This window comes from Fusobacteria bacterium ZRK30 (genome assembly GCA_024628785.1).
In the GTDB taxonomy this organism is placed as follows: domain Bacteria; phylum Fusobacteriota; class Fusobacteriia; order Fusobacteriales; family Fusobacteriaceae; genus Psychrilyobacter.
Genome location: CP102405.1, coordinates 993,535 through 1,015,927 on the forward strand (window position 1 = coordinate 993,535; position 22,393 = coordinate 1,015,927).

At 34.1% G+C, this 22,393-nt stretch carries 19 protein-coding genes; 11 read left to right on the top strand and 8 right to left on the bottom strand.

Features of this window, described 5'->3' with window-relative positions:
- Position 1: 1 nt before the first annotated feature.
- From argH to NRK67_09910, 3 genes are read left to right on the top strand one after another with little or no spacing between them, the layout of a single operon-like run.
- Positions 2-1,375: an argininosuccinate lyase gene (argH, locus tag NRK67_09900; GenBank protein ID UUV19721.1), complete on the top strand. Its 1,374-nt coding sequence runs from the start codon at positions 2-4 to the stop codon at positions 1,373-1,375.
- 15 nt (positions 1,376-1,390) lie between these two features.
- Positions 1,391-2,143 (top strand): transporter substrate-binding domain-containing protein, encoded by a 753-nt coding sequence (locus NRK67_09905; GenBank protein ID UUV19722.1) that lies wholly within the window; start codon positions 1,391-1,393, stop codon positions 2,141-2,143.
- Positions 2,144-2,152: 9 nt separating this feature from the next.
- Complete coding sequence (locus tag NRK67_09910) at positions 2,153-3,343, top strand: argininosuccinate synthase (protein ID UUV19917.1); 1,191 nt, start codon at positions 2,153-2,155, stop codon at positions 3,341-3,343.
- Positions 3,344-3,390: 47 nt separating this feature from the next.
- Here NRK67_09910 and NRK67_09915 read toward each other — a convergent pair whose 3' ends face one another.
- Positions 3,391-4,263: an AraC family transcriptional regulator gene (locus NRK67_09915; GenBank protein UUV19723.1), complete on the bottom strand. Its 873-nt coding sequence runs from the start codon at positions 4,261-4,263 to the stop codon at positions 3,391-3,393.
- Positions 4,264-4,522: 259 nt separating this feature from the next.
- Here NRK67_09915 and NRK67_09920 point away from each other — a divergent pair, with 259 nt between their 5' ends.
- On the top strand, positions 4,523-5,692 hold the full coding sequence (locus tag NRK67_09920) for an IS110 family transposase (GenBank protein UUV19724.1): 1,170 nt from the start codon (positions 4,523-4,525) through the stop codon (positions 5,690-5,692).
- 283 nt (positions 5,693-5,975) lie between these two features.
- On the opposite strand, the gene NRK67_09925 is transcribed toward NRK67_09920, so the two are convergent.
- Positions 5,976-6,239, bottom strand: a complete 264-nt coding sequence (locus NRK67_09925) for a co-chaperone GroES (GenBank protein UUV19725.1) — start codon at positions 6,237-6,239, stop codon at positions 5,976-5,978.
- A 537-nt stretch (positions 6,240-6,776) separates the two neighbouring features.
- Here NRK67_09925 and ilvB point away from each other — a divergent pair.
- The 5 genes from ilvB (at position 6,777) to NRK67_09950 (ending at position 13,001) form a co-directional block, all read left to right on the top strand.
- Entirely contained in the window at positions 6,777-8,486 is a 1,710-nt protein-coding gene (gene ilvB / locus NRK67_09930) for a biosynthetic-type acetolactate synthase large subunit (protein ID UUV19726.1), read from the top strand.
- A complete protein-coding gene (gene ilvN, locus NRK67_09935) occupies positions 8,483-8,962 on the top strand; it encodes an acetolactate synthase small subunit (GenBank protein UUV19727.1) in 480 nt (159 codons plus the stop codon). Before ilvB ends, ilvN begins: the two co-directional genes overlap by 4 nt.
- An 18-nt stretch (positions 8,963-8,980) precedes the next feature.
- Entirely contained in the window at positions 8,981-9,940 is a 960-nt protein-coding gene (gene ilvC / locus NRK67_09940; protein UUV19728.1) for a ketol-acid reductoisomerase, read from the top strand.
- A 161-nt stretch (positions 9,941-10,101) separates the two neighbouring features.
- Entirely contained in the window at positions 10,102-11,313 is a 1,212-nt protein-coding gene (locus NRK67_09945) for a family 10 glycosylhydrolase (protein ID UUV19729.1), read from the top strand.
- A gap of 23 nt (positions 11,314-11,336) precedes the next feature.
- Positions 11,337-13,001, top strand: a complete 1,665-nt coding sequence (locus NRK67_09950) for a peptide ABC transporter substrate-binding protein (GenBank protein ID UUV19730.1) — start codon at positions 11,337-11,339, stop codon at positions 12,999-13,001.
- Positions 13,002-13,070: 69 nt separating this feature from the next.
- On the opposite strand, the gene murI is transcribed toward NRK67_09950, so the two are convergent.
- Positions 13,071-13,862: a glutamate racemase gene (gene murI / locus NRK67_09955; GenBank protein UUV19731.1), complete on the bottom strand. Its 792-nt coding sequence runs from the start codon at positions 13,860-13,862 to the stop codon at positions 13,071-13,073.
- Between the two features lie 217 nt (positions 13,863-14,079).
- Here murI and lysA point away from each other — a divergent pair, with 217 nt between their 5' ends.
- The gene (lysA, locus tag NRK67_09960) at positions 14,080-15,366 is read left to right on the top strand and encodes a diaminopimelate decarboxylase (protein ID UUV19918.1); all 1,287 of its coding nucleotides are present in this window, start codon (positions 14,080-14,082) and stop codon (positions 15,364-15,366) included.
- A gap of 39 nt (positions 15,367-15,405) precedes the next feature.
- Here lysA and NRK67_09965 read toward each other — a convergent pair whose 3' ends face one another.
- The 5 genes from NRK67_09965 to NRK67_09985 form a co-directional block, all read right to left on the bottom strand.
- Positions 15,406-16,929, bottom strand: coding sequence for a DHA2 family efflux MFS transporter permease subunit (locus tag NRK67_09965; GenBank protein UUV19732.1), 1,524 nt, complete (start codon positions 16,927-16,929; stop codon positions 15,406-15,408).
- Between the two features lie 17 nt (positions 16,930-16,946).
- Positions 16,947-18,119, bottom strand: coding sequence for an HlyD family secretion protein (locus NRK67_09970; GenBank protein UUV19733.1), 1,173 nt, complete (start codon positions 18,117-18,119; stop codon positions 16,947-16,949).
- 37 nt (positions 18,120-18,156) lie between these two features.
- A complete protein-coding gene (locus NRK67_09975) occupies positions 18,157-19,692 on the bottom strand; it encodes a TolC family protein (GenBank protein ID UUV19734.1) in 1,536 nt (511 codons plus the stop codon).
- Between the two features lie 199 nt (positions 19,693-19,891).
- Positions 19,892-20,734, bottom strand: a complete 843-nt coding sequence (locus tag NRK67_09980) for an AraC family transcriptional regulator (GenBank protein ID UUV19735.1) — start codon at positions 20,732-20,734, stop codon at positions 19,892-19,894.
- 19 nt (positions 20,735-20,753) lie between these two features.
- Positions 20,754-21,605, bottom strand: a complete 852-nt coding sequence (locus NRK67_09985; GenBank protein ID UUV19736.1) for a MurR/RpiR family transcriptional regulator — start codon at positions 21,603-21,605, stop codon at positions 20,754-20,756.
- A gap of 209 nt (positions 21,606-21,814) precedes the next feature.
- Between NRK67_09985 and NRK67_09990 the strand changes: the two genes are divergently transcribed.
- Positions 21,815-22,381, top strand: a complete 567-nt coding sequence (locus tag NRK67_09990) for an undecaprenyl-diphosphatase (GenBank protein UUV19737.1) — start codon at positions 21,815-21,817, stop codon at positions 22,379-22,381.
- Positions 22,382-22,393: the final 12 nt, after the last annotated feature.

The following is a 22,393-nucleotide window of genomic DNA, read 5'->3' on the forward strand; positions in this document are numbered from 1 at the left end:
AATGAAACTTTGGGGTGGACGATTTAATAAGGAAACAGCAAAAATATTAGAGGAATTCAATGGATCTATAAATTTTGATAAAAGAATGTATGAAGAGGACATAGTGGGGAGTATAGCCCACTCTAAGATGCTGGCTAAACAGGAGATTATTGGAATAGATGAACAAAAAAAAATAGAAAACGGACTGAAACAGATACTCGAAGAGATAAAGGCTGGGAAGTTTACATTTGATCTAAAAGATGAAGATATCCATATGGCTATTGAGAAAAGATTGATAGAGATCGTAGGAGAAGTAGGGGGGAAACTCCATACAGCTAGAAGCAGAAATGATCAGGTAGCTTTGGATATCAGAATGTATCTAAAAAAAGAAAGTATGGCAATTGAGGAATTATTAGGAGAACTATTGGATGGGTTGGTAGAAACAGCTGATAAAAATAAAGATGTTATTATGCCTGGATACACCCATCTCCAGAGAGCACAGCCTATCTTATTTTCCCATCATATGATGGCTTATTATGAGATGTTTAAAAGAGATTTAGACAGATTAAAAGACTCCTACAAAAGACTGGATGTAATGCCACTGGGAGCCGGAGCGTTAGCTGGGACAACCTATAATATCGACAGACACTTTGTAGCCGGTGAACTTGGATTTTCTAGTGTTACTAAAAATAGTTTGGATACTGTCAGCGACAGAGACTTTATAATTGAATTGAATTTTATAATTTCTATGGTATCTATGCATATGTCCAGACTGGCTGAAGAGGTTATTTTATGGTCTACAAGTGAATTTTCCTTTGTGACTTTGGATGACTCCTATTCTACAGGATCTTCTATTATGCCCCAGAAAAAAAATCCGGATATAGCAGAACTTATTCGGGGGAAAACAGGAAGAATTTTTGGGAATTTAATGGGAATATTGACTGTTATGAAGGGACTGCCACTGGCTTACAACAAGGATACTCAGGAGGATAAGGAGGGAATTTTTGATTCCATAGATACCATAAAGATCTCACTGGTTATCTTTAAAGAGATGCTGGTTACTATGAAGATAAATGAAAAAAATATGATAAAAGGGATTGAAAATGGATTTATAAATGCTACCGATGTAGCTGATTATCTGGCAAAAAAAGGTCTGCCATTCAGAGAAGCCCACAGAATAGTAGGGGAATTGGTTGTTTATTGTGAGATAAATAAAAAAAGATTATCAGAATTAAAGTTAGAGGAATTTAAAGGGTACAGTGATCTATTTGAAGGTGATATAAATAAAAAGATAAGTATAGAGGAGTGTGTCAATGAGAGAAAAAGTTATGGTGGAACCGGGATAGAATCGGTAGAAAGACAGATAAAGGATGCCAAGGAATTTTTAAAAAAATAAAAAAGGAGGAAAAATATGAAAAAAATAATGCAATTAATGATGGTGTTAATAGTGGGATTAATAATGACAGCATGTGGAGGAAGTAAGGAGGAGGAAAAGGTTATAGTTGTAGGAACTGCTCCGAATTTTGTGCCATTTGAATATATGGATGGGGATGAGATAGTAGGGTTTGATATGGACCTGTTGAAGGAGATCGGAAAAGAAAGCGGACTTAAATTTAAAGTAGTAGGGATGGATTTCAGCGGACTTCTGCCAGCTCTTCAGACTAAAAAAATAGATTTAATCGTAGCTGGAATGTCAATAACAGAGGATAGAAAGAAAAATGTGAATTTTAGCCACCCATATTTTAATGTGAGTCAGGTAATCATGGTAGAAGAAGGATCAAAAGACATAGGGAAAGAGTCGGAGATAGCAGGTAAGAAAATAGGTGTGGTGATGGGTACAACCAGTGATACCATAGCTGAGGATCTATCTAAAAAATTAGATGGGGTAGAGGTAGAAAAATACAATAAATTACATGAAGCGGCTTTATCATTACAGGCAGAAAAAATAGATATGATAATCCTGGATTACCAGCAGGCAGTTAAAACTGTGGAAAAAAATAAAGGGTTAAAATTAGCTGCTCATACTCTGCAATCGGAAGAATATGCCATAGCTATAGGGAAAGAGGATGTAGAACTGTTAGATAAAATAAATAAGGCCTTGGATAAGATTCTTGGAAGCGAAAAATATAATGAATTAATAGAAAAACACATAGAAAATAAATAGGGGGAAAAAATTATGGAAAAAGTAGTATTAGCATATTCAGGGGGATTAGATACATCTATAATAGTGCCTTGGTTAAAAGAAAATTATGATTTAGAGGTTATCGCTGTCTGTGTAAATGTAGGACAGGAAGACGAGATGGAGGAGGTAAAGGTAAAGGCTATTGAATCTGGAGCGTCTAAAATTTATATAGAAAATGTAGCTGAGGAGTTTGTTGGTGAGTATGCTTTTAAAGGGCTGAAAGCAGGAGCGATATATGAGGATAATTATCTATTGGGAACAGCATTTGCGAGACCACTTATAGCTAAGAAATTAGTGGAAGTTGCACATAAAGAAGGGGCTGCTTATATTTGCCACGGGTGTACTGGAAAAGGAAATGATCAGGTAAGATTTGAAGTGGGAATAGCTTCGATAGATCCTGCTATAAAGATAATTGCTCCTTGGAGAGAGTGGGATATTAAATCCAGAGAAGATGCCATAGACTATGCTGAATCTAAAGGGATTGAGCTTTCTGTGACAAAAGAAAAGATCTACTCAAGAGACCAGAATCTTTGGCATATAAGTCATGAAGGAGGAGATATAGAATTTTTAGAAAATGAACATAAGGATGAACTCTATATGATGGTAAAATCCCTTGAAGATGCTAAGGATGAGGCTGAGTATGTGGAGATAGGTTTTGAATCAGGAGTGCCGATAAGTGTAGATGGGGAAAAATTATCTGCTGCTAATCTTTTGATAAAATTGAATAAAATAGCCGGTGAACATGGGGTAGGAGTAGTGGATATTGTAGAAAACAGACTTGTAGGAATGAAATCCAGAGGGATCTATGAAACTCCTGGAGGAACTCTACTGTATAAAGCTATAAAAGAATTAGAAAGTATATGTCTAGATAAGGAAACACAGGCTTTTAAGAAAAATATGGGACAAAAATATGGAGAACTGGTTTATAATGGTTTATGGTTTACTCCTTTAAAAGATGGGATGGATGCATTTATAGATGAAGTTTGTAAAGTAGTAACTGGAACTATAAAACTCAAGTTATACAAGGGAAATATAAAGGTAGCAGGAAGAGTATCTCCTAATGCTCTCTATGATGAAGGTATTTCATCTTTCGGAGCCAGCGATCTGTATGATCATCACGATGCTGAAGGATTTATTAAATTATTCTCCCTTCCAAGTAAGATCAGAGCAATGAAAGGATAAAAAAAGAAATTGAGGGCAGTTCTAGCTGCCCTCAATTTCTTTTTTTATTATTTTATAGGGATATAGATATCGATTTCAGAGTCATCGCTGTTATTTTTGAAGCGTTCATCATAAAATTCAAAATTAAAACTTTTATCTACTTGAAACTCTGTGGATGGAAGAAGTTTGCCATATAAGTAGTCGTATGTTTTTGGCAGTTTTGATTCCCCATTTTCATAAAATAATCTTCCTTTATGGGTAAATACAAGGTACTTTTGTGGTGCTATTACTTTGGTTGCCATACCTTCAGGAATATCCTCAAAAGATGATACTTCAAGAGCAACCATCTCATCAAATTCATAAGTTTCCGGGATCATATTATATGCCAATCCATAACCACCAGTGTTTGAGTTGTTTTTGATTTCTTCTGTTCTTGTTAAAAATGTTTCCCAAAGCTGCGGGATAGTATTATTTGGCATAACTACCCTTTCTTTCAATCCGACTAATTTGATTTCCCCTTTTTCAATTATTTTGTAATCCATACTTGTTCCTCCTTTTAAATTTTTGATTTCCAGGTTAGCAAGATAAAGTTCACTTTTTTCATAAAACCATATACTGGGTTTCACTCTTCTAAAATTTAGAGGTGAAGAAGAAAAATACTGCTTAAATGATTTTGAAAAAGCTTCTTGGGAACTGAACCCGGATATAATAGCTATTTCAAGAATTCTTATATCAGTATTAATTAATAATTTTGCCGACTCACTCAGTCTCCTTCTTCTGATATATTCGTGTGTTGTTATTCCTATGACAGCTTTAAATATTCTTGAAAAGTGATAGGGGGATATATAAACAAAATCTGATATATCCTGCAGCATAAGTTTTTCACTGAGATTCTCTTCAATATAATCTAGTGATTTTTGTATAGAAGCTATATAATCCATAATTCCTCCTTGTATAATGAAATAGAACTGTATAAGCACTATTTCTAGTTTATTTAATTTTTAATATATAATTAACATAGACGCTGTGGATTAGTTCTTCCTCCTATAGCTTAGACTATTTCATTAAGGCTCTAACCATAGTTCTATGTTCAATTGTTAATTAGTTAGATAACACTCGATGTTTTATATGTAGCAAGGATACGTTAACATAGTTTTTATGGAGCACAACGTCAAATAAATTATTTAAGGAGTGGTAACTATGATTTTTGTTGGTATCGATGTTGCTAAAAATAAACATGATTGCTATATTTTTGACTCTTCAAAAGAAATAGTTGAAACAAAATTTTCTTTTCTAAATTCTTTTGAAGGGTTTACAACTTTTAAAAATGTTTTATCTTCATATTCTGATGATTTTTCCAATATAAAAGTAGGAATAGAATCAACTGGGCATTATGGCAATAATATTATCAATTTCATTCGCAAAAACAGTCTGGAGTTAAAAATATTTAACCCGCTTGCTGTAAACCTTTATCGTAAAGCTATGACACTTCGAAAGACTAAAACCGATAAAATTGACGCTCAAATTATAGCTCAAATGCTTTTCAGCGATGATTCTAATTCCTACCTACCTATAGATTACAACATAAATGAGTTAAAATCACTAGCAAGACATAGATATAGGTTGGTAAATCATCGCGGGAAGTTAAAAATATCTGTAACAAGGATATTAGATCTTGCTTTCCCTGAGCTAAGTAATGTAGTTTGGTCAATACATCAAAAATCTTCTTATGCTTTATTATTAGAATTTCCTACAGTAAAAGATCTTTCAAAAGGTCATTTAACAAAGGTAACAAATATCTTATCTAAAAATTCTCATGGGCGCTATGGTAAAGAAAAAGCTAAAGAAATTAAAATCCTTGCAACTAATTCTATCGGTACAAGCGAATGGTCAATTGGTTTTGAATTACAACAAAGCATAAGGCTAATCCAAAACATCCAATATGAAATAGATCTTTTAGATAAAAAAATAAAAGAAGCTGTCATAGCAACTAAAACACCATTATTAACAATTCCAGGAATATCCTATGTTTTAGCTAGCATTATTCTATCTGAAATTGGAAATGTTAAAAACTTTTCAAATTCTGGAAAATTATTAGCTTTCGCGGGATTAGACCCTTCAACTCATCAATCAGGCAATTATACTGCAACTATGGCTAGAATGGTTAAAAGAGGCTCTAAATATCTTCGTTGGGCACTATTACAAGCAGCTAGGACAGTTAGTATAAGAGTTCCTGTTTTTAAAGAATACTTATATTTAAAAAAATCTCAAGGAAAACATTACTTAGTAGCCATGAGTCATACAGCTAAAAAATTATTAAGAGTGATATTTCATTTATTAAAAACAGGCGAAAAGTTCATCTGTAGTTAACTTAAAAAAATTAAAATGTCTCACTTTTTTTGTAATGCAATTTTTTAGGATTCCAATTAAAAAATATATTAACTATTTTTACTTGACTTCATATAGTTAGTCTTAATTTATCTTACTTGATCCAAGTATATCATAAGAAATTTTGTTTTTTTTGACGTAGATTGCTATAAATAAAAATTAAAATTTTGAGTATATTTTTTTTTGATTTTAGTATTGATATAGAAAAATGAGAAGTAATAATTAAAGAATTATTACCTCTCATTTTATAAAAGATTTCTATTTTTTATCCTATTACAGCCAATACTTCTTCTACCTCTAAGATGAGAAAGTTCTTATCTGAATCGGGTATTTCTATTCCAGAATGAGGTTTGAAAAATACCTTATCTCCCAGGGTGATCTCCTCTTTAATATTTCCAAGTGCAACAACAACTCCCATATTAGAAGATGTAGCTTCCCCAGAACTTGGCAGGATTATACCACTAAAAGTTTTTTCTTCAACCTTTAAAGGTTCTACTAATATTCTATTTCCAATTGGTTTAATTTCCATAAATAAACCTCCTTAAATGATTTTTTTATATCTATTATTATACACTAAAATAAAAGATATTAGAATTATCATTAATTGATGAAATAAAAGGTTAAATTAAGTAATGTTTCTTTAATTGGTGTAAAAGTTTTTATTTTTATACAAAAAAGTGTTGACATAAAAAAAAAAAACTGGTATTATCTTTCTTAATTACAAAAGAGGAGGAAAGGAATATGATTTTAACTAATGTTTTATTTATGAATTTATTATTATTGCTGCTAGTCTTATTAGACTTAAACCGCAATCAATTGAATAGATTAGGAAAATAATATTAGGAAAATTATATGCTTTTGGAGTGAGAAACTTTATTTTAGAATAGTTAAAAGTATAATTTATAGGTGGCAGCTAATGTTATTAGCTGCTTTTTTTATAAAAATAAATAAATTTAGAAAGATGTGTAAACTTTTTTTTAGATTAGGCAGCTATAGTCATAGCTGCTTTTTTTTATAACTTGATATAGGTAAAAATAATATTAAAAAATTATTGGGGGTGAAGTTAATGAGAGAGATAAATGGGGCAGAAATAATTTTAGAAATTCTGCAAGAGCATGATTTAAACACAGTATTTGGGTATCCAGGTGGATCAGTACTCCCTATCTACGATGCTCTTTATTCGTATAGAGAACAGATAGATCATATTTTAACTAGGCACGAACAGGGAGCAGCTCATGCAGCAGACGGGTATGCCAGATGTAGTGGGAAAACAGGAGTTTGTATAGTTACTTCAGGGCCTGGAGCGGCTAATACAGTTTCTGGCTTGATGACAGCTTATATGGATTCTACACCCATGCTTGTTATTACAGGGCAGGTATCCGTTAATAATTTGGGGACAGATGCTTTTCAAGAGTTGGATATAACAGGGGTAACCGATTCCATTACAAAGCATAATTACCTTGTGCGTTCACTAGAAGAACTACCTGACCTCTTGAAAGAAGCGATTTATTTAACAAAAAATGGGAGACCGGGACCAGTACTTATAGATATCCCCAAGGACATTCAGATGAGTAAGATGAGTTATGGCAACTTCAAGGGTGGTTGCAGCGGTGAATATAACACAACTTCAGAGTATAAATATATCTATGAAAAACCGAAAAAAAATGAAACTGATGAGTTTGTAGAGATGATAAGAAAAAGTAAAAGACCAGTTATTTTAGCTGGGAATGGAGTAATGAAATCGAACTCTTCTAAAGAGCTGAAAGAGTTATCTCAAAAATTTGATATACCGGTAGCATCTACTCTTTTGGGATTAGGTATCCTTCCATCAGAAGATAGATATAACCTTCATATGCTGGGAATGCACGGGACAGCTTATGCAAATTATGCTGTGGATGAAGCAGATCTTGTAATAGCCTTAGGGATGAGATTTGATAATAGAGTTACAGGGAATATCCACAGGTTTTGTAAAGATGCAAAAATAATTCATGTAGATATAGATGAGGCAGAGATAGATAAAAATAAGCGTGCTGACCTACATATAGTTGGAGATGTAAATTTAGTCTTGAAAGCTCTCTTAAAATATAAAGAAGAGGGAGAAAATAAAACTTGGATGAATAGGATAATGGAACTCAAGAAAAAATACCCGTTGGACAGGAATTTTTCGACAGATTATATATTACCGCAATACCTGATTTTTAAAATAAGTGAAATGACTAAGGGACAAGCGATTGTATGTACAGACGTGGGGCAGCACCAGATGTGGACTGCACAATATTATAATTTTAATAGGATTAATAGTCTTGTAACTTCAGGGGGAGCAGGGACAATGGGGTTTGGGCTGCCGGCAGCTATAGGAGCAAAATTAGCTAATCCTGATAGAGAGGTTGTAGCCATAGTTGGAGATGGAGGATTTCAAATGAATTCACAAGAACTTATGACTATCTCTGAATATAATTTAGATATAAAAATTATTATTGTAAATAATTCATTTTTAGGGATGGTAAAACAGCTGCAGGAAGTTTTTTATGAAAAAAGACATTCATTTGTAAAATTAGAAAAAAATCCTGATTTTGTAATGCTGGGTCAGGCATATGGAATAGATTCCCACCTTGCAGAGACTCCTGCAGAGCTAGATAAGCTTTTAAAAAAAATATTTTCTACAAAGAGATCATCTTTAATTAACTGTATCGTATCTAAGGAAGAAAATGTGTTTCCAATGATACCTGGAGGGAGATCGGTAGATGAGATGATTATATCTAAGGAGGAGTTATGAAAAAATACCAAATTTTAGTGATCATGAGAAACAGGCCGGGGATATTATCTAAAGTTTCTGGATTATTTTCAAAGAGGGGATTTAATATAGATGGAATAACTTGCGGAGTAAGTGAAAAAAAGGAACATTTTAGGATGACAATCACAGTTATTGGTGATGAAAGTTTTGTTGAGCAGGTAAAAAAACAAATAGCTAAACTCATAGATGTAGTAAAAGTAGAAATTTTAGATGAAAAAAAGGTAGTTAAAAGAGAGTTAGCATTAATAAAGGTTAAATCGGATTCTAAAAATCGTTTAGAAATAATAAACATAATCGAGATTTACAGAGCTAAAATTATAGATATTTCCCATGAGGCACTGATTATAGAGCTTACTGGAGATTCAAATAAAGTAGAAGGGTTGATAGGTGTCATGGATGAGTTTGGAATATTGGAATCAGCTAGAACTGGAATAAGTGCTATGAACAGAGGAATTTAAACTTTAGGAGGTAAAAAAATGAAAGAACTAAAATTTTTAGAGGGAAAGAAGTTAACGGTAGTCGGTTATGGGAGTCAGGGACATGCACATGCATTAAATCTTTATGATCTAGGAATGGATGTAACTGTAGGTCTTAGAAAAGGATCAAAATCATGGGAAAAAGCTGAAAATGACGGTGTAAAAGTAGCGACTGTAGGAGAAGCTGTAAAAGGTGCTGACGTAGTAATGATCTTAGCTCCAGATGAAGCTCAGCCGGAACTATATAGATCTGAAATTGAAGAAAATTTAAAAGATGGGGCTTATTTAGGGTTTGCACATGGATTTAATATTCATTATGAAAGAATCACACCAAGAGAAGGCATAAATGTATTTATGGTTGCTCCTAAGGGACCGGGACATATGGTAAGAGAGATATTCGAGGGAGGACATGGTGTTCCTTGTTTGGCAGCAATACATAATGATATAACTGGAGATACCAAAGAGGCAGCATATGCCTGGGCAAATGGTGTAGGAAGAAAGGTCGGCGTGATAGAAACTACATTCCAAGAGGAAACAGAAACTGATCTATTTGGAGAGCAGGCAGTACTATGTGGAGGAGTAACGGAATTGATGCAGGCAGGATTTGATACTTTAGTAGAAGCAGGGTATAATCCTGAAATAGCATATTTTGAATGTGTACATGAGATGAAGTTAATAATAGATCTAGTATATGAAAAAGGATTTGCAGCAATGAGAGATTCTATTTCAAATACAGCTGAATATGGAGATTATATAACCGGTAAAAAAATAATTACAAAGGAAAGTAAGGAAGCAATGAGAGGAGTGTTAAAAGATATCCAAAATGGAAAATTTGCTAAAGATTTTATAGAGGAAACAGAAAATGGATATAAGTTTATGAATGAAGAAAGATCTCAGTATTTTGATTCTAAGATAGAGGAAGTGGGATCAAAGATGAGAAAGATGGTATTTTCAAAATAAATAATAAGATCTAAGCAGGAGTTAATTTACTCCTGTTTTTTGATAGAAATAAATTTTATTTTAAATTTGACTTTTTCTTAAAAAAAATTAATACTTATAGTAATAAACAGTAAGGTAAAAAAGACAATAAAAAGTTATAGATAATTGAGGGAGGAGAGAAAATGAAGAAATTTTGGAGTATATTATTCCTATTGATATTAGTGGGGTGTAGCGGAATAGATAAAAGAGACAACAGAGTAGAACAGAGGGAAGGACCGGAATTCAGAGGAGTTTGGATAGCCAGTGTTGTGAATATAAACTGGCCTAAAACTGTGGGGACAGGTAAAGACGCCGAGAAAGCCCAAAAAGAAGAGTTTATAAAGTTACTTGATCAGGCTGTAGAAATGAATATGAATGCTGTAGTAGTTCAGATTCGGCCTACTGCTGATACATTTTATCCGTCTTCATTTGAACCATGGTCAAAATATCTTACAGGAACTCAAGGAACATCTCCAGGTTGGGATCCATTGCAATTTATGGTAGAAGAATCTCATAGAAGAGGTTTGCAATTTCATGCATGGTTCAACCCATACAGGGTAACTATGAAAAAAGAAGATGTTCCTATGAGTAACCATCCAGCTGTTTTAAATCCAGAGTGGACATTTAGATATGGAGGAAAATTATATTATAATCCCGGAATTCCAGAAGCTATGAACTATAGTATAGATAATATTATGGAAGTGGTGAAAAACTATGATATAGATGGGGTACATATGGATGATTATTTTTATCCATACCCGGTTAAAGGAGAAAAACTGCCTGATTGGAAAACATATTTAAAATATGGAAAAGATTTTTCTATAGCAGCTGACTGGAGGAGAGATAATGTAGATAAATTTATTAAAACTCTGAATGGCAGGATAAAAAAGGAGAAACCAAATGTTCAATTTGGTATCAGCCCCTTTGGTGTATGGAGAAACTATAATATAGATAAAAGCGGGTCAAAAACCAGAGCAGGGATAACGAACTATGACAACCTCTATGCAGATACCAGAAAATGGATAGACAGGGGATGGATAGACTATATTGTGCCACAGATCTATTGGAATCAGGGGTTTAAGGCAGCTGAATATAATACCCTTGTTAATTGGTGGGCCCATGAGGTAAGGGGAACCGGTGTAAAATTATATATTGGCCAGGCTGCCTACAAAGTTGGAACCAAAGGATGGAAAGATCCAGATGAGCTCATAAATCAGGTTAGATATAATAGAGGAGTAGAAGGGGTAGGAGGAAGTATATATTTTAGTATAGACTCCCTCATAGATAATCCTATGGAAATAAAAGAAAATATGAAAAAGACAGTATATAAAGAAAGGGTTAAAATCCCGAATTAGAAATTGTTTTAGGAGGGGGAAAGATGAAAAGAATTATGTATGTTTTTAGTGTTTTACTACTACTGCTGCTTACAGCATGCGGGGGTAATAAAAATGAAGATCAAGGGGAAGCTGGAGTAAATAAGGTAGAACAGGTTTTGAGATTTAACTTAGATGCAGATCCTCCATCCATTGATCCACAATTAAATACCGATTCATCTGGTGCAATGGTGATCAATAATACCTTTGAAGGGCTGATGAGAAATGATGCGTCAGGGAAACCGGAACCGGCAATGGCAGAATCTGTGGATATTTCTGAAGACAAGACTGTATATACCTTTCATTTGAGAAAAGGTGCTAAATGGTCAGATGGTAAACCGGTAACAGCTGAAGATTTTAAATATGCCTGGTTGAGGGGCTTAGATCCAGAAGTTGCTTCTGAATATGCTTATCAGCTTTATTATATTAGAGGTGGGCAGGATTATTTTAAGGGGAAAGGAAAGAGGGAGGATGTAGGATTAGAAGTCTTGGATGACTATACCCTAAGGGTTGTTTTAGAGGCTCCTACACCATATTTTTTAAACTTAGTGACATTTTTTACATATATGCCTGTAAGAAAAGATATAGTGGATCAAAAATCTGAGGGGTGGGCAAAAGATCCTAAATTAACCGTATCAAATGGTCCCTTTGTCGTGTCGGAATATAAGATAAATGATAAGATTGTATTGACTCCCAATAAAAACTATTGGAACAAAGAGAATATAAAACTAAAGAAGATGGTACTTACTATGATTATAGAGGGAAGTACGGTATTAACTGCATATGATAACAACGAGATAGATGTTATATCCGGCCAGGTACCTATACAGGAAATCCCCAAAAGACAGATGGAAGATCCAACCTTTAAAACGTTACCATACCTAGGAACATATTATTACCTATTCAATGTAGATAAAGCACCTACAAATGATATAAATGTAAGGAAAGCCCTTTCACTGGCTATAGACAGAGAGGCCATTGTAAATCAGATTACTAAGGCGGGACAGATGCCGGCAACAGGATTTGTTCCCAATGGACTCATAGATTCTAAAGGGAATGACTTTAGAGCTACAGCCGGTGACTACGATATGTCTACAACAGCCAATATAGAGTTAGCTCGTGAATATTTGGCTAAAGCTGGATATCCAAATGGTCAGGGGATGCCTCCTGTGGAACTTATGTATAATACCAGTGAATCCCACAAAGCCATAGCGGAAGCTATCCAGAGTATGTGGAAGAAAAATCTTGGAATAGAAGTTACCTTGGCTAACCAGGAATGGGCAGTGTTTAAAACTACAAGAAGTATGGGGAACTTTCAGGTGATGAGATCTGTGTGGCTGGGAGATTACAATGATCCTATGACATTTTTAGATATGTGGACCTCATATTCAGGAAATAATAATGCCCAGTGGAGAGCCACAGAAGACGGTAAATTTCCAGAGAATAAAAAATTTACAAGAATGATTGAGGAGTCGAAGTTAGTCAGCGGGGAAGCTCGTGATAAAAAACTCTATGCTGCTGAAAAGATAATAATGGATCAGGCCATTATAGCGCCTCTTTATTATTATACAGGTGTAGTAATGATTAAGGATAAAGTTAAAAGCTGGGAAAGGGATATACTGGGAACTTGGTATTTTGGAAATGCAGAGATAACGGAAAAATTAAAATAATAATTTAAGGTAGATAAAAGGGGTTCTATATTTTAGAATCCCTTTTTATAATTTTATAGTGTTAGAGTTTTAATAATCCACAGAAAAAATATTATTAAATTCTTCCATGAATATCTCTGGAAGTCTGTTTAAAAGAAGAGATGTGTCTCCATTGATGCAAAAATCTACATTTCCTTTTTTATTTTCTTTGTTGAAGAGATCCATGGAAATAAGTAAATTTAACAGTTCAAAGACAGATTCTCTGGAAGAATCCACAATTTTTTCAGGGAAAATTTTTCTAATATCCTCCTTTATAAGGGGATAATGTGTTCCGCCGAGAATAAGGGTATCGGTGTCCTTTGGAATTTTATCCAAATATTTCTTTAAAACTTCCAGACGATTGGGATGATTTTCCCAGCCAGATTCAATTAGGGCACAGAGTTTTTTACAGGGGATACCATAGAGGGATCCATCCTTTGAGTATTTTTTATAGGTCTTTTCATAAATTTTAGTTTTTACAGTAAAAGGATTTGCAATATAGGCAATCTTTTTCTTCTTACTTTCCAGAAGGGCTGCTTTTACTCCTCCTTCTACAACTCCTATGATGGGAATAGGATATTTTTCTTTTAAATATTCCAAGGAAGCTGCAGTCATAAGGCTGCAGGCTATTATGATTACCTTACAATGATTTTGAATCATGAATTTAACTATATCTTCACTTAATTTTTGAATCTCTGAGGTAGTCTTAATACCATAGGGAGTATTTTTAAAGTCCCCGTAGTAGATGATGTTTTCTCTGGGTAAAATTTTTCTGATCTCCTTTAGGATGGTAAGGCCTCCAATCCCTGAGTCGAATATTCCAATAGGCATTTTATTTCTCATAGTTTACTCCTTAGTATCAAGATATTATTAAGTATAACTCCATATTTGAAATACTTCAAATTAATATATTTTTAATATATGTAAAAAATGCATTTGATATATGTAGGTCTAGTGCAATTAATGGTGGTTATTTATTTTATATAATATCTATATTTTACAGAATGAGGCAAAAAAGATAAGATATTTGTATAAGAAATTAAAGAAAGGCGGGGATATTATGTTTGGAACTCAAGAGATTAATGGCGATGGAATTTTGGAAATTGGTGGAGTATCGGTAAAGAAATTAAAGGAAGAGTATGGAACTCCCCTCTATGTTATGGATAAAAATTATATAGTAGAAAAGGCGGAATTAATAAAAACAAGTTTTCAATCTAAAGTATTTAAGACTGAGGTAGCCTACGCTTCCAAAGCATTTTTAACTGTTGGGATGTGCAAGATAGTAGATGAACTGGATCTTTGTTTAGATGTTGTTTCTGGAGGAGAGATATATACTGCTTTAAAGGCAGGATTTCCAATGGAGAGGGCTCATTTTCACGGGAACAGTAAATCTATAGAGGAACTTGAGATGGCAGTAGAATATGGGGTGGGAACCATTATAGTAGATAATCATTTGGAATTTGAATTGTTAGAAGATATATGTGTGAAAAAACAAAGGAAGACAAATGCAATCTTACGTGTAAATCCAGGGATAGATGCACATACCCATGAGTATATTCAGACCTCTAAGTTTGATTCGAAATTTGGAGAATCGATCTTTCTGGAGGAGACCAAGGAACTCATTAGAGGAATTCATAGAAGTAAGTGGATAAAATTTGAGGGACTCCATGCCCATATAGGTTCTCAAATATTTGATATCAATTCTTTTTTGAAGGAAGCTGAAGTTATGACCGAGTATATAAAAGGATTGGTTGGAGAAGGGATAGGAGTAGAAACCCTTAATTTAGGCGGCGGATACGGTATCTATTATTCAGAGGGAGATGAGCCTATCGATATAGAACTCTGCCTGAAGGAACAAGTAAAGATTATAGAGAATATAAATGAAGAATATAATTTAGGGATCAAAAAACTCCAGATTGAACCGGGAAGATCGTTAATAGCCAATGCCGGGACTACCCTTTATACGGTGCAGGGATTAAAAACTACCTATTCGGGGAAAAATTATTATTTTATTGATGGAGGGATGACGGATAATATAAGACCGGCTCTGTATCAGGCAGTCTATAGTGGGACAATTGGGAACAGGTGTTTGGAGGAAAAAGAAAACCTGGTAACTGTAGCAGGGAAATGCTGTGAATCAGGAGATCTAATTCTGAAGGATACAAAATTACAGAAAGCAGAATTGGGAGATGTTTTATGTGTATTTGGTACAGGAGCATATAATTATTCCATGGCAAGCAACTATAATAAGATCCCCAGACCTGCTGTGGTTATGGTAGAAGATGGGGAATCAGCTCTCATGGTTAAAAGGGAATCATATGAAGATTTAATAAGAAATGACCTGTAGAGTATTAAATAAAAAAAGTCGTGAATTTCACGACTTTTTTTAATGTCCACCTTGGGCAGAACCTGTTGTTCTGTTAGCCAAGAGTACAAATGGAACCAGAGCTAAGGTGATAAATCCAGCAATCAAGAGGACATCATTTACTCCCATGGTAGCAGATTCCTTAGTGATCAAACCATTTATAACAACTAATTTAGCCTGGATAGAACCAGGGATAGAGTTAATCAGGGGTAAAAAGTTTGGGTTGCCTGTATGGATATGACTGGCCAATACCTCGTGGTGATAAGCCTGAGAATGGTTCCACAGGGGAATAAACAGGCTGCTGCCGATACTGTTCCCCAAATTTCTCATGAAGTTAAAGATCCCGGCGGCAGCTACAATCTCTGTGGGTTTTATACTGCCCAGGGAAACGTTGTTCAGGGCTACAAAGAAAAATGCAAGTCCGATACCGCTTAAAGCTCTGGTATATGAAACATAGCTAGAGGTAACATCTAAACTGTAATTAGCAGTAAAAACTGTAACTATAGTAAAAATAATAAATCCTGTAATGGTAATGTATCTGTTGTCTATTCTATCTGTATATTTACCTATAATAGGAGATAAAAGCAATATGGGTAAACCCAAGGTAGCTGTTGTTTTCCCACTTATAAATGAGGTATAACCCATAACATTTTGCAGCCAAAAAGGTAAAATAACAGCAGTCATATAGAATGCTGCAGATACAATTAGGAGGGAAAATACTCCTATGGTAAAGTTTTTATTTAAGAATAGTCTGACATTTATAACTGGATTTTCATGATACCACTCCCAAATTCCCAATATAACCAGGGACATAAATGAAATAAGAGCTAGTATAACGATCGATGGACTGGCAAACCAGTCTAAATCGGTACCCTGTTCTAAAAAAACCTGGAGGGAACCGATACCGCTTATAAGTAAGAAGATACCTACAACATCCGTTTTTACCCTTATAAATTTTTCACTGGCATAATCCTTCTTAAACATATAGTAGATTACACCACTGGATAAAAAACAAAGGGGGATACTAAAATAAAAACACCATCTCCAAGATGCTACATCGGTAATGGCTCCTCCAATAACCGGGCCTAAGATAGGACCCAGTATAAGGGTCATTGTCCAGATAGCTATTCCTATTCCCTGTTTTTTCTTGGGAAAAATCTTCATTATCAGAGTCTGAGAAAGGGGGATCATACTAGCTCCTACAACTCCCTGCAATAGTCTGGCAGCAACCATTGAAGAGAGGGAAAAACTCAGTCCGCAGAGTAAACTGGCTATGGCAAATAATATTGTGGACCAGATATACTGCTTCACAGTTCCGAACTGCAGCGTCAGCCACCCGATAAGGGGTAATACTATGGCTTCAGCAACGGAATAAGACGTGATAATCCATGTACTTTTACTGGTAGCCATCCCAAAATCTCCTGCAATATGTGTCAGGGATACATTGACTATACTGGCATTTAACATATTTAAAAATGAACCCATAGCAAGGGCTATAGTTATAAAAATTATTTTTCCTGTGATCTTATCATTTGTTTCTGGCATACAACCCTCCCATGCAATTAATATAAATTAGCTTTAACTATACGATCTATTGTTCTTTGAATTTTTTGTACATTCAAAGAGTATGGATTGGAAGATTTAACCTCTATATCGGAAACCTCATCCTCTACTGAGTTAGTGTTTATCTCAGCATCCATAGTAGTTCCCAGGGGAAGCACTCCATTCTTTTCTAAACTTTCTTTATGAAAGGCAACTCTCACAGGGAGTCTCTGGGTGATCTTGATCCAGTTACCACTTGCATTTTGAGGTGGCAGAAGGGAAAATGCATTCCCGGTACCAGCAGAGATACCCACAATGTGACCCTCATAGATTTTTTCATTCAGGCTGCTTGTTAATTCCACTGTATTTCCAATTTTTATATTTTTCATTTGATTTTCCTTTAAATTTACCTCTACCCATTCATTGTTCAGATCTACTACGGAAAATAATGGATGTCCAATTCCAATTTTTTGTCCCAAAGAGACAGATTTTTTAGCAATAACTCCATCTACAGGAGCATAAACTTTTGTTCTAGACAGATTAAGATATGCCTGTTTATATTTTAAAATTGCACTTTGAATAGCGGGATGACTATAAGCATCCTTTGAACTGGCCTGCAATTGTGCATTTGAAAGAGCTTCTTTTTTTTGAGAAACGGCTAATTTTGCATTTTCCAGCTGGGTAGTGGTTGTATCCATCTGTTGACGACTGATGATACCGGCATTAAATAGCTTAAAGTTTCTATCATAATTTTTTTTAACGTTAGTTAAATTGTTCAGACTCTCTCCCAGGGCATATTGATACTGGGAAACATTAGTTTCAAGGGCCGAATAATTTCTAACTGCTTGAGCCAGAGCAATCTCAGCTCCTTCTAAGGCCAGCTGGTAGTCTGTGTTCTCAAATTCTATCAACAGGTCACCTTTTTTTACTTTTGCAGTATCTACAAAATTGATCTGAGTTACTCTTCCTGCTATCTGGGCAGTTACAGCAGTTTGATTCCCTGTAACATAGGCATTTTCAGTAGATTCATAGCCATTGCCGTAAAGGAAAAAATAGAGAGCATAAAGAACTCCCAGAACTGCCATTCCCCCAAGAAAGGTCCCAATTTTTTTCTTGGCTTTTTTTCTATTTTCTTCTATTTTTATATCTTTTTTATCTTCTAAATTTTCATTTGTTCTTATAACTTCTGACATATATATAACTCCTTTAATTTTTTTAATAGATTAAAATCTATATTTTTTCTTTTATTACCTGCTCCTTGCTCTTATACACTCCTCCTAAACTGTTGATCAGATCGATTTGATCTGAGTAAAGTTTATAGACCTGCTGGGTTTTGTGGAGGGAAGAACTCAGGTAGATATAGTGATCTTTTAAATTTTGATATTCAGAAATAGAACCATTTTCTAATTTTAAATTTGAATTTTTATAGATCTTTTCTTCGTTTTTTTCAATGATATCCAAGTTCATATAGTTGATCTTTGATACTTTAGCACTGCTTAACTTGTTATTGATATCCTGAATAGAATTATTGATAGTTTTATTGTAATTTGCAATAAATGTATTTACCTGGATATCAGCAATTTTATAATTAGCTTTGATACCAGATAGGTTAAAGATTGGAAGATAAACCTTTGGCCCGAATGACCACATTAAAGATGAAAAATCTTGAAAACTATTGTCTATTCCCAGTCCTCTGTATCCTATGTCTCCTCCAATTGAAACCTGCGGGTAGAAATCTGACTTTAATGACTTTAACTTGGCTTTTTGAGAGTTGATCATCATGAGATAATATTGTACATCGGGACGATGGATAATAACATCGGAAGATATCTTGTCGGGAATTAGAAGTTCCTGATCCATAAGATGAGAGTAAACAGCGTCTTTTAATATCTTTTTTACCTCAGTCTTATTTTTATAAGATGACAATGAATATATAGTCTCTGCAGTAGATTCTTTTTTAAATCTGTTTATATTTATATATCTTTTTAGATTAAGGATCTTGTTTTGGATAATCAGCAGATCATCTTCTGATCCTCCACCAAATTCAATGGTTGATCTGACCTTATCTTCGATAGATACCAGTACAGACAGCTTTTTATCGAGGTTTATTTTTTCCTCCTGGAGATAGATATAATACCCGTAAAGTTTAGCAATATTTGTAGTAATATTCAGTTCTATCAGTTTTGAATGAAATTTAGTACTTTCAGCCATATACGCTTTCTGCTTAGTTAAATTTTCATATTTATCATAAAAATCAAAGTTGTAATTAGCTCTGATCCCTGTCCCGGCTACATAAGCAGTTTCCCCTGCAAGTGCATCTTCAGAAAGCAGTGTAGGAGTAAGGGGAGTCCCTCCTGGTCCGGAAATAGATCTTGAGACAGCTTTTGATTTTGTATATGTTTTACTTGTACCTACGACATTTGCTCCTGCATAGAGTCCCATTTGAAAAGCACTGTGGTCAGCTGCATCAATAACCGCAGTGGCAGCCTGGATATTTAATTTAGCTACTCTCAGATCGGTATTTGAATCTAACACAATTTCCATCAGTTTATTAAGAGCCGGATCATTGTAGTTTAACCACCATTTTTCATGACTAAAAACCAAGTTTTGATCTTTGGAATCACTTGTTTCTCCTAGGGTGAAATTATCCTGTAACTGGATCTCGTTTTTTGTCTGCATGAGGTCTTCATGGGTCTCTGGAACATAGCTGGAACATCCCATTATCAGGAGCAGCCATGAAATTAATATTATTTTTTTTGCCTTCATCTATATCCTCCTATTTACTAAATGTGTACTATATATACACGAAAGTTTTGAAAATTAAGTTAACCTAAAGGTTGAAGTAATTTGTTAATTAAATTTTAGCATTTTTTTCTATGAAAGAGTTAAACCATTCTTGCTACATTAAAAAAAGACGATATATCCTATAATATCGTCTTTTTTTAATATTTATTGTTTAAATCTTTTATTGGCTTACTTTTACAGGGATCATGATGGAATAATGAGCCGGATTATCGATGAAAAACTGCTGAACAACCTCAAGGGTATCCGTATTAGGAGTGAGGTGTTCCTTGTCAAAAATACTCTGTATATCATTCATTACAACACCTAAAGAGTTATACAACCGGTCACCAGAATAGTGGAGGAGAGCATATAATCCTGAAGGGATTGTGAAATGTTCTTGAAAATCAAGTTTTTTATCGGTAAAAAAACCAAAGGTATAGATATCTTTAGTTCTTTTGATAGAAACATAGTAGAATTTTTTTAGTCGGGGTGTAGCGATAAAATCCTGTGATTTTATCTTGGTAAACGCCACAACTTCCTCTTCGCTAAGGGGTGTTTTAGTAAGGTCTATAGAATAGGTAATTCCATAAACCTTTGTTTTTTTAAAATACTCCAGGGAAAGGTCGATTCTAATCTTTCCATTTAGTGAGATAGTTTCCTTTTCCAAAATGATCAGTCTCTCCTGTATGACCTTTCTGATGTTGTCTTTCCGATACTGTGTAGGAGTAATATTATAATATTTTTTAAAGGTTCTATTCAAAATCTGAGGGTGGGTATAGGAATATTTAAGAGCAATTTTCCAGATTTCCTCAGTTCTGTTACCTAAGATATCATCGCCTATATACTGGAGCCTTCGCTTACCTATGTATTGCCCAAAGGAGATACCGGTATAAACTTTAAATATTCTATGGAAATGAAATTTTGAGATAAAAAAATTAGCCGAAATTTCATCTAAAGTGATAGGTCTGTAGATATTATCTTCAACATAGTTGATTATCTCCTTTAATATAGGTGTATAATTCATAAAATTGACTCCCTTATATTTATACTGTTTTTAATTTTTTTATCAGATCTCTGCTTTCCTTTATAGATGTTGTTGAATTTTGATACTCTCTTTGAACGATGCCGATAAAGAGTATGTCTATGAGGGACAGCTGTGCCATTCGAGATGAGATAGCCGAAGATCTGAAAAGATCCTCGTAGGCAATAGAGTAAAGATTTATATCACTATTATTGCTCACAGGATTGTTGCCTATATTTGTAATGGAAATAGTAGTAGCTCCATGTTCCTTTGCTTTTTCAACCCCTAGTATAACTTCCTTACTCTCTCCTCCGTGGGAGATTGCTACCACTAAATCCTCTTTATTTAAAGTAGTGGTATGAGTCAGCTGTACATGGGGATCAAAGTCATGAAATGCCATCTTCCCGATCTTACTTAATTTATAGAAAAAATCTTTTGCAACCAGGGAAGAAGCTCCGACACCTAATATCACTATTTTTCTTGCCTTATGGAGATAGTCTATAGCTATATCTAACTGGTGAAAATTCAGGTTATCCAAAGTTTCACTGATAGCATTTATGCTGTTATAGGAAAGTTTTTTTGATATATCTTCCATGGAATCATTTAAGGTGATATCTCCATATAGATATGACGTTGTAGATGAGGCCTTAGCCAACTCCTCTCCCAGACTTATTTTAAACTCTGTAAATCCCTTGATATCTATTTTTTTTATAAATTTTATGATAGTGGATTGGCCAACTCCTATTTTTTTAGCCAGATCAGAGGATGTTATAGTTTTAACCTCTTCTAGATTGTCCAATATATAGTTAGCCACTTTTATTTCAGTTTTAGATAAATTTTTTATTTCATTTTTTATTCGCAGTGTTATAGACACCATTCCCCCCCTTAATCAACCTTATTTTTACTTTTATTATAACCTTATTTAAAACTAAGGTGAAGTAAAATTTGAAAAAGGTAAAAAATCAAAAATTTCAAACTTTCTGAGGAAATGCTAAATTGTAATAAGGTAGAAAATATGTTACAATTTAGTCTGAATTTAAGGCGGAGAGATTAGAAAAATCAAGTAAGAGGGAGTAAAAAAATATGGTGAAAAGCTTGAATCAATGGTTATTTTTGTCTATCAATAATTTGGCAGGGAAAAGTGATGTATTAGACAAAATAGGGGTGTTCTTGGGAGAAAAAGGACCTTATATCTTTATGGGTTTAATAATTTATATTTATTTTAAAAAGCAGAATAAAAAAGAAGCTGTCTATGCTACGATTACTGTTATCTTAGCTATACTGCTCAATCATTTTGTAGAATTGTTTTATTATCACCCCAGACCATTTGCAGATGGATTAGGAGTAGTTCTGAAAGAACATATAGCAGACAGTTCTTTTCCTTCAGATCATACAACCTTTATGCTGGCTTTATCTTGGTCTTTGACTATGTTTAAAGATACCAAAAAATGGGGAAGAAATATGCTGATACTGGGGGTCTTATCGGGGCTCTGCAGGGTTTTTGAAGGGGTCCACTATCCATTTGATATATTAGGAGCTTTAGTTATGGGGTATTTCAGTGCGGTTATAATTTATAGACTAAAGAAAACGTTAAAACCATTAATAGATTTAATTTTGAAGATAGATAATAAACTTTTTAGAAGAGCCTAATTAGTAATGATT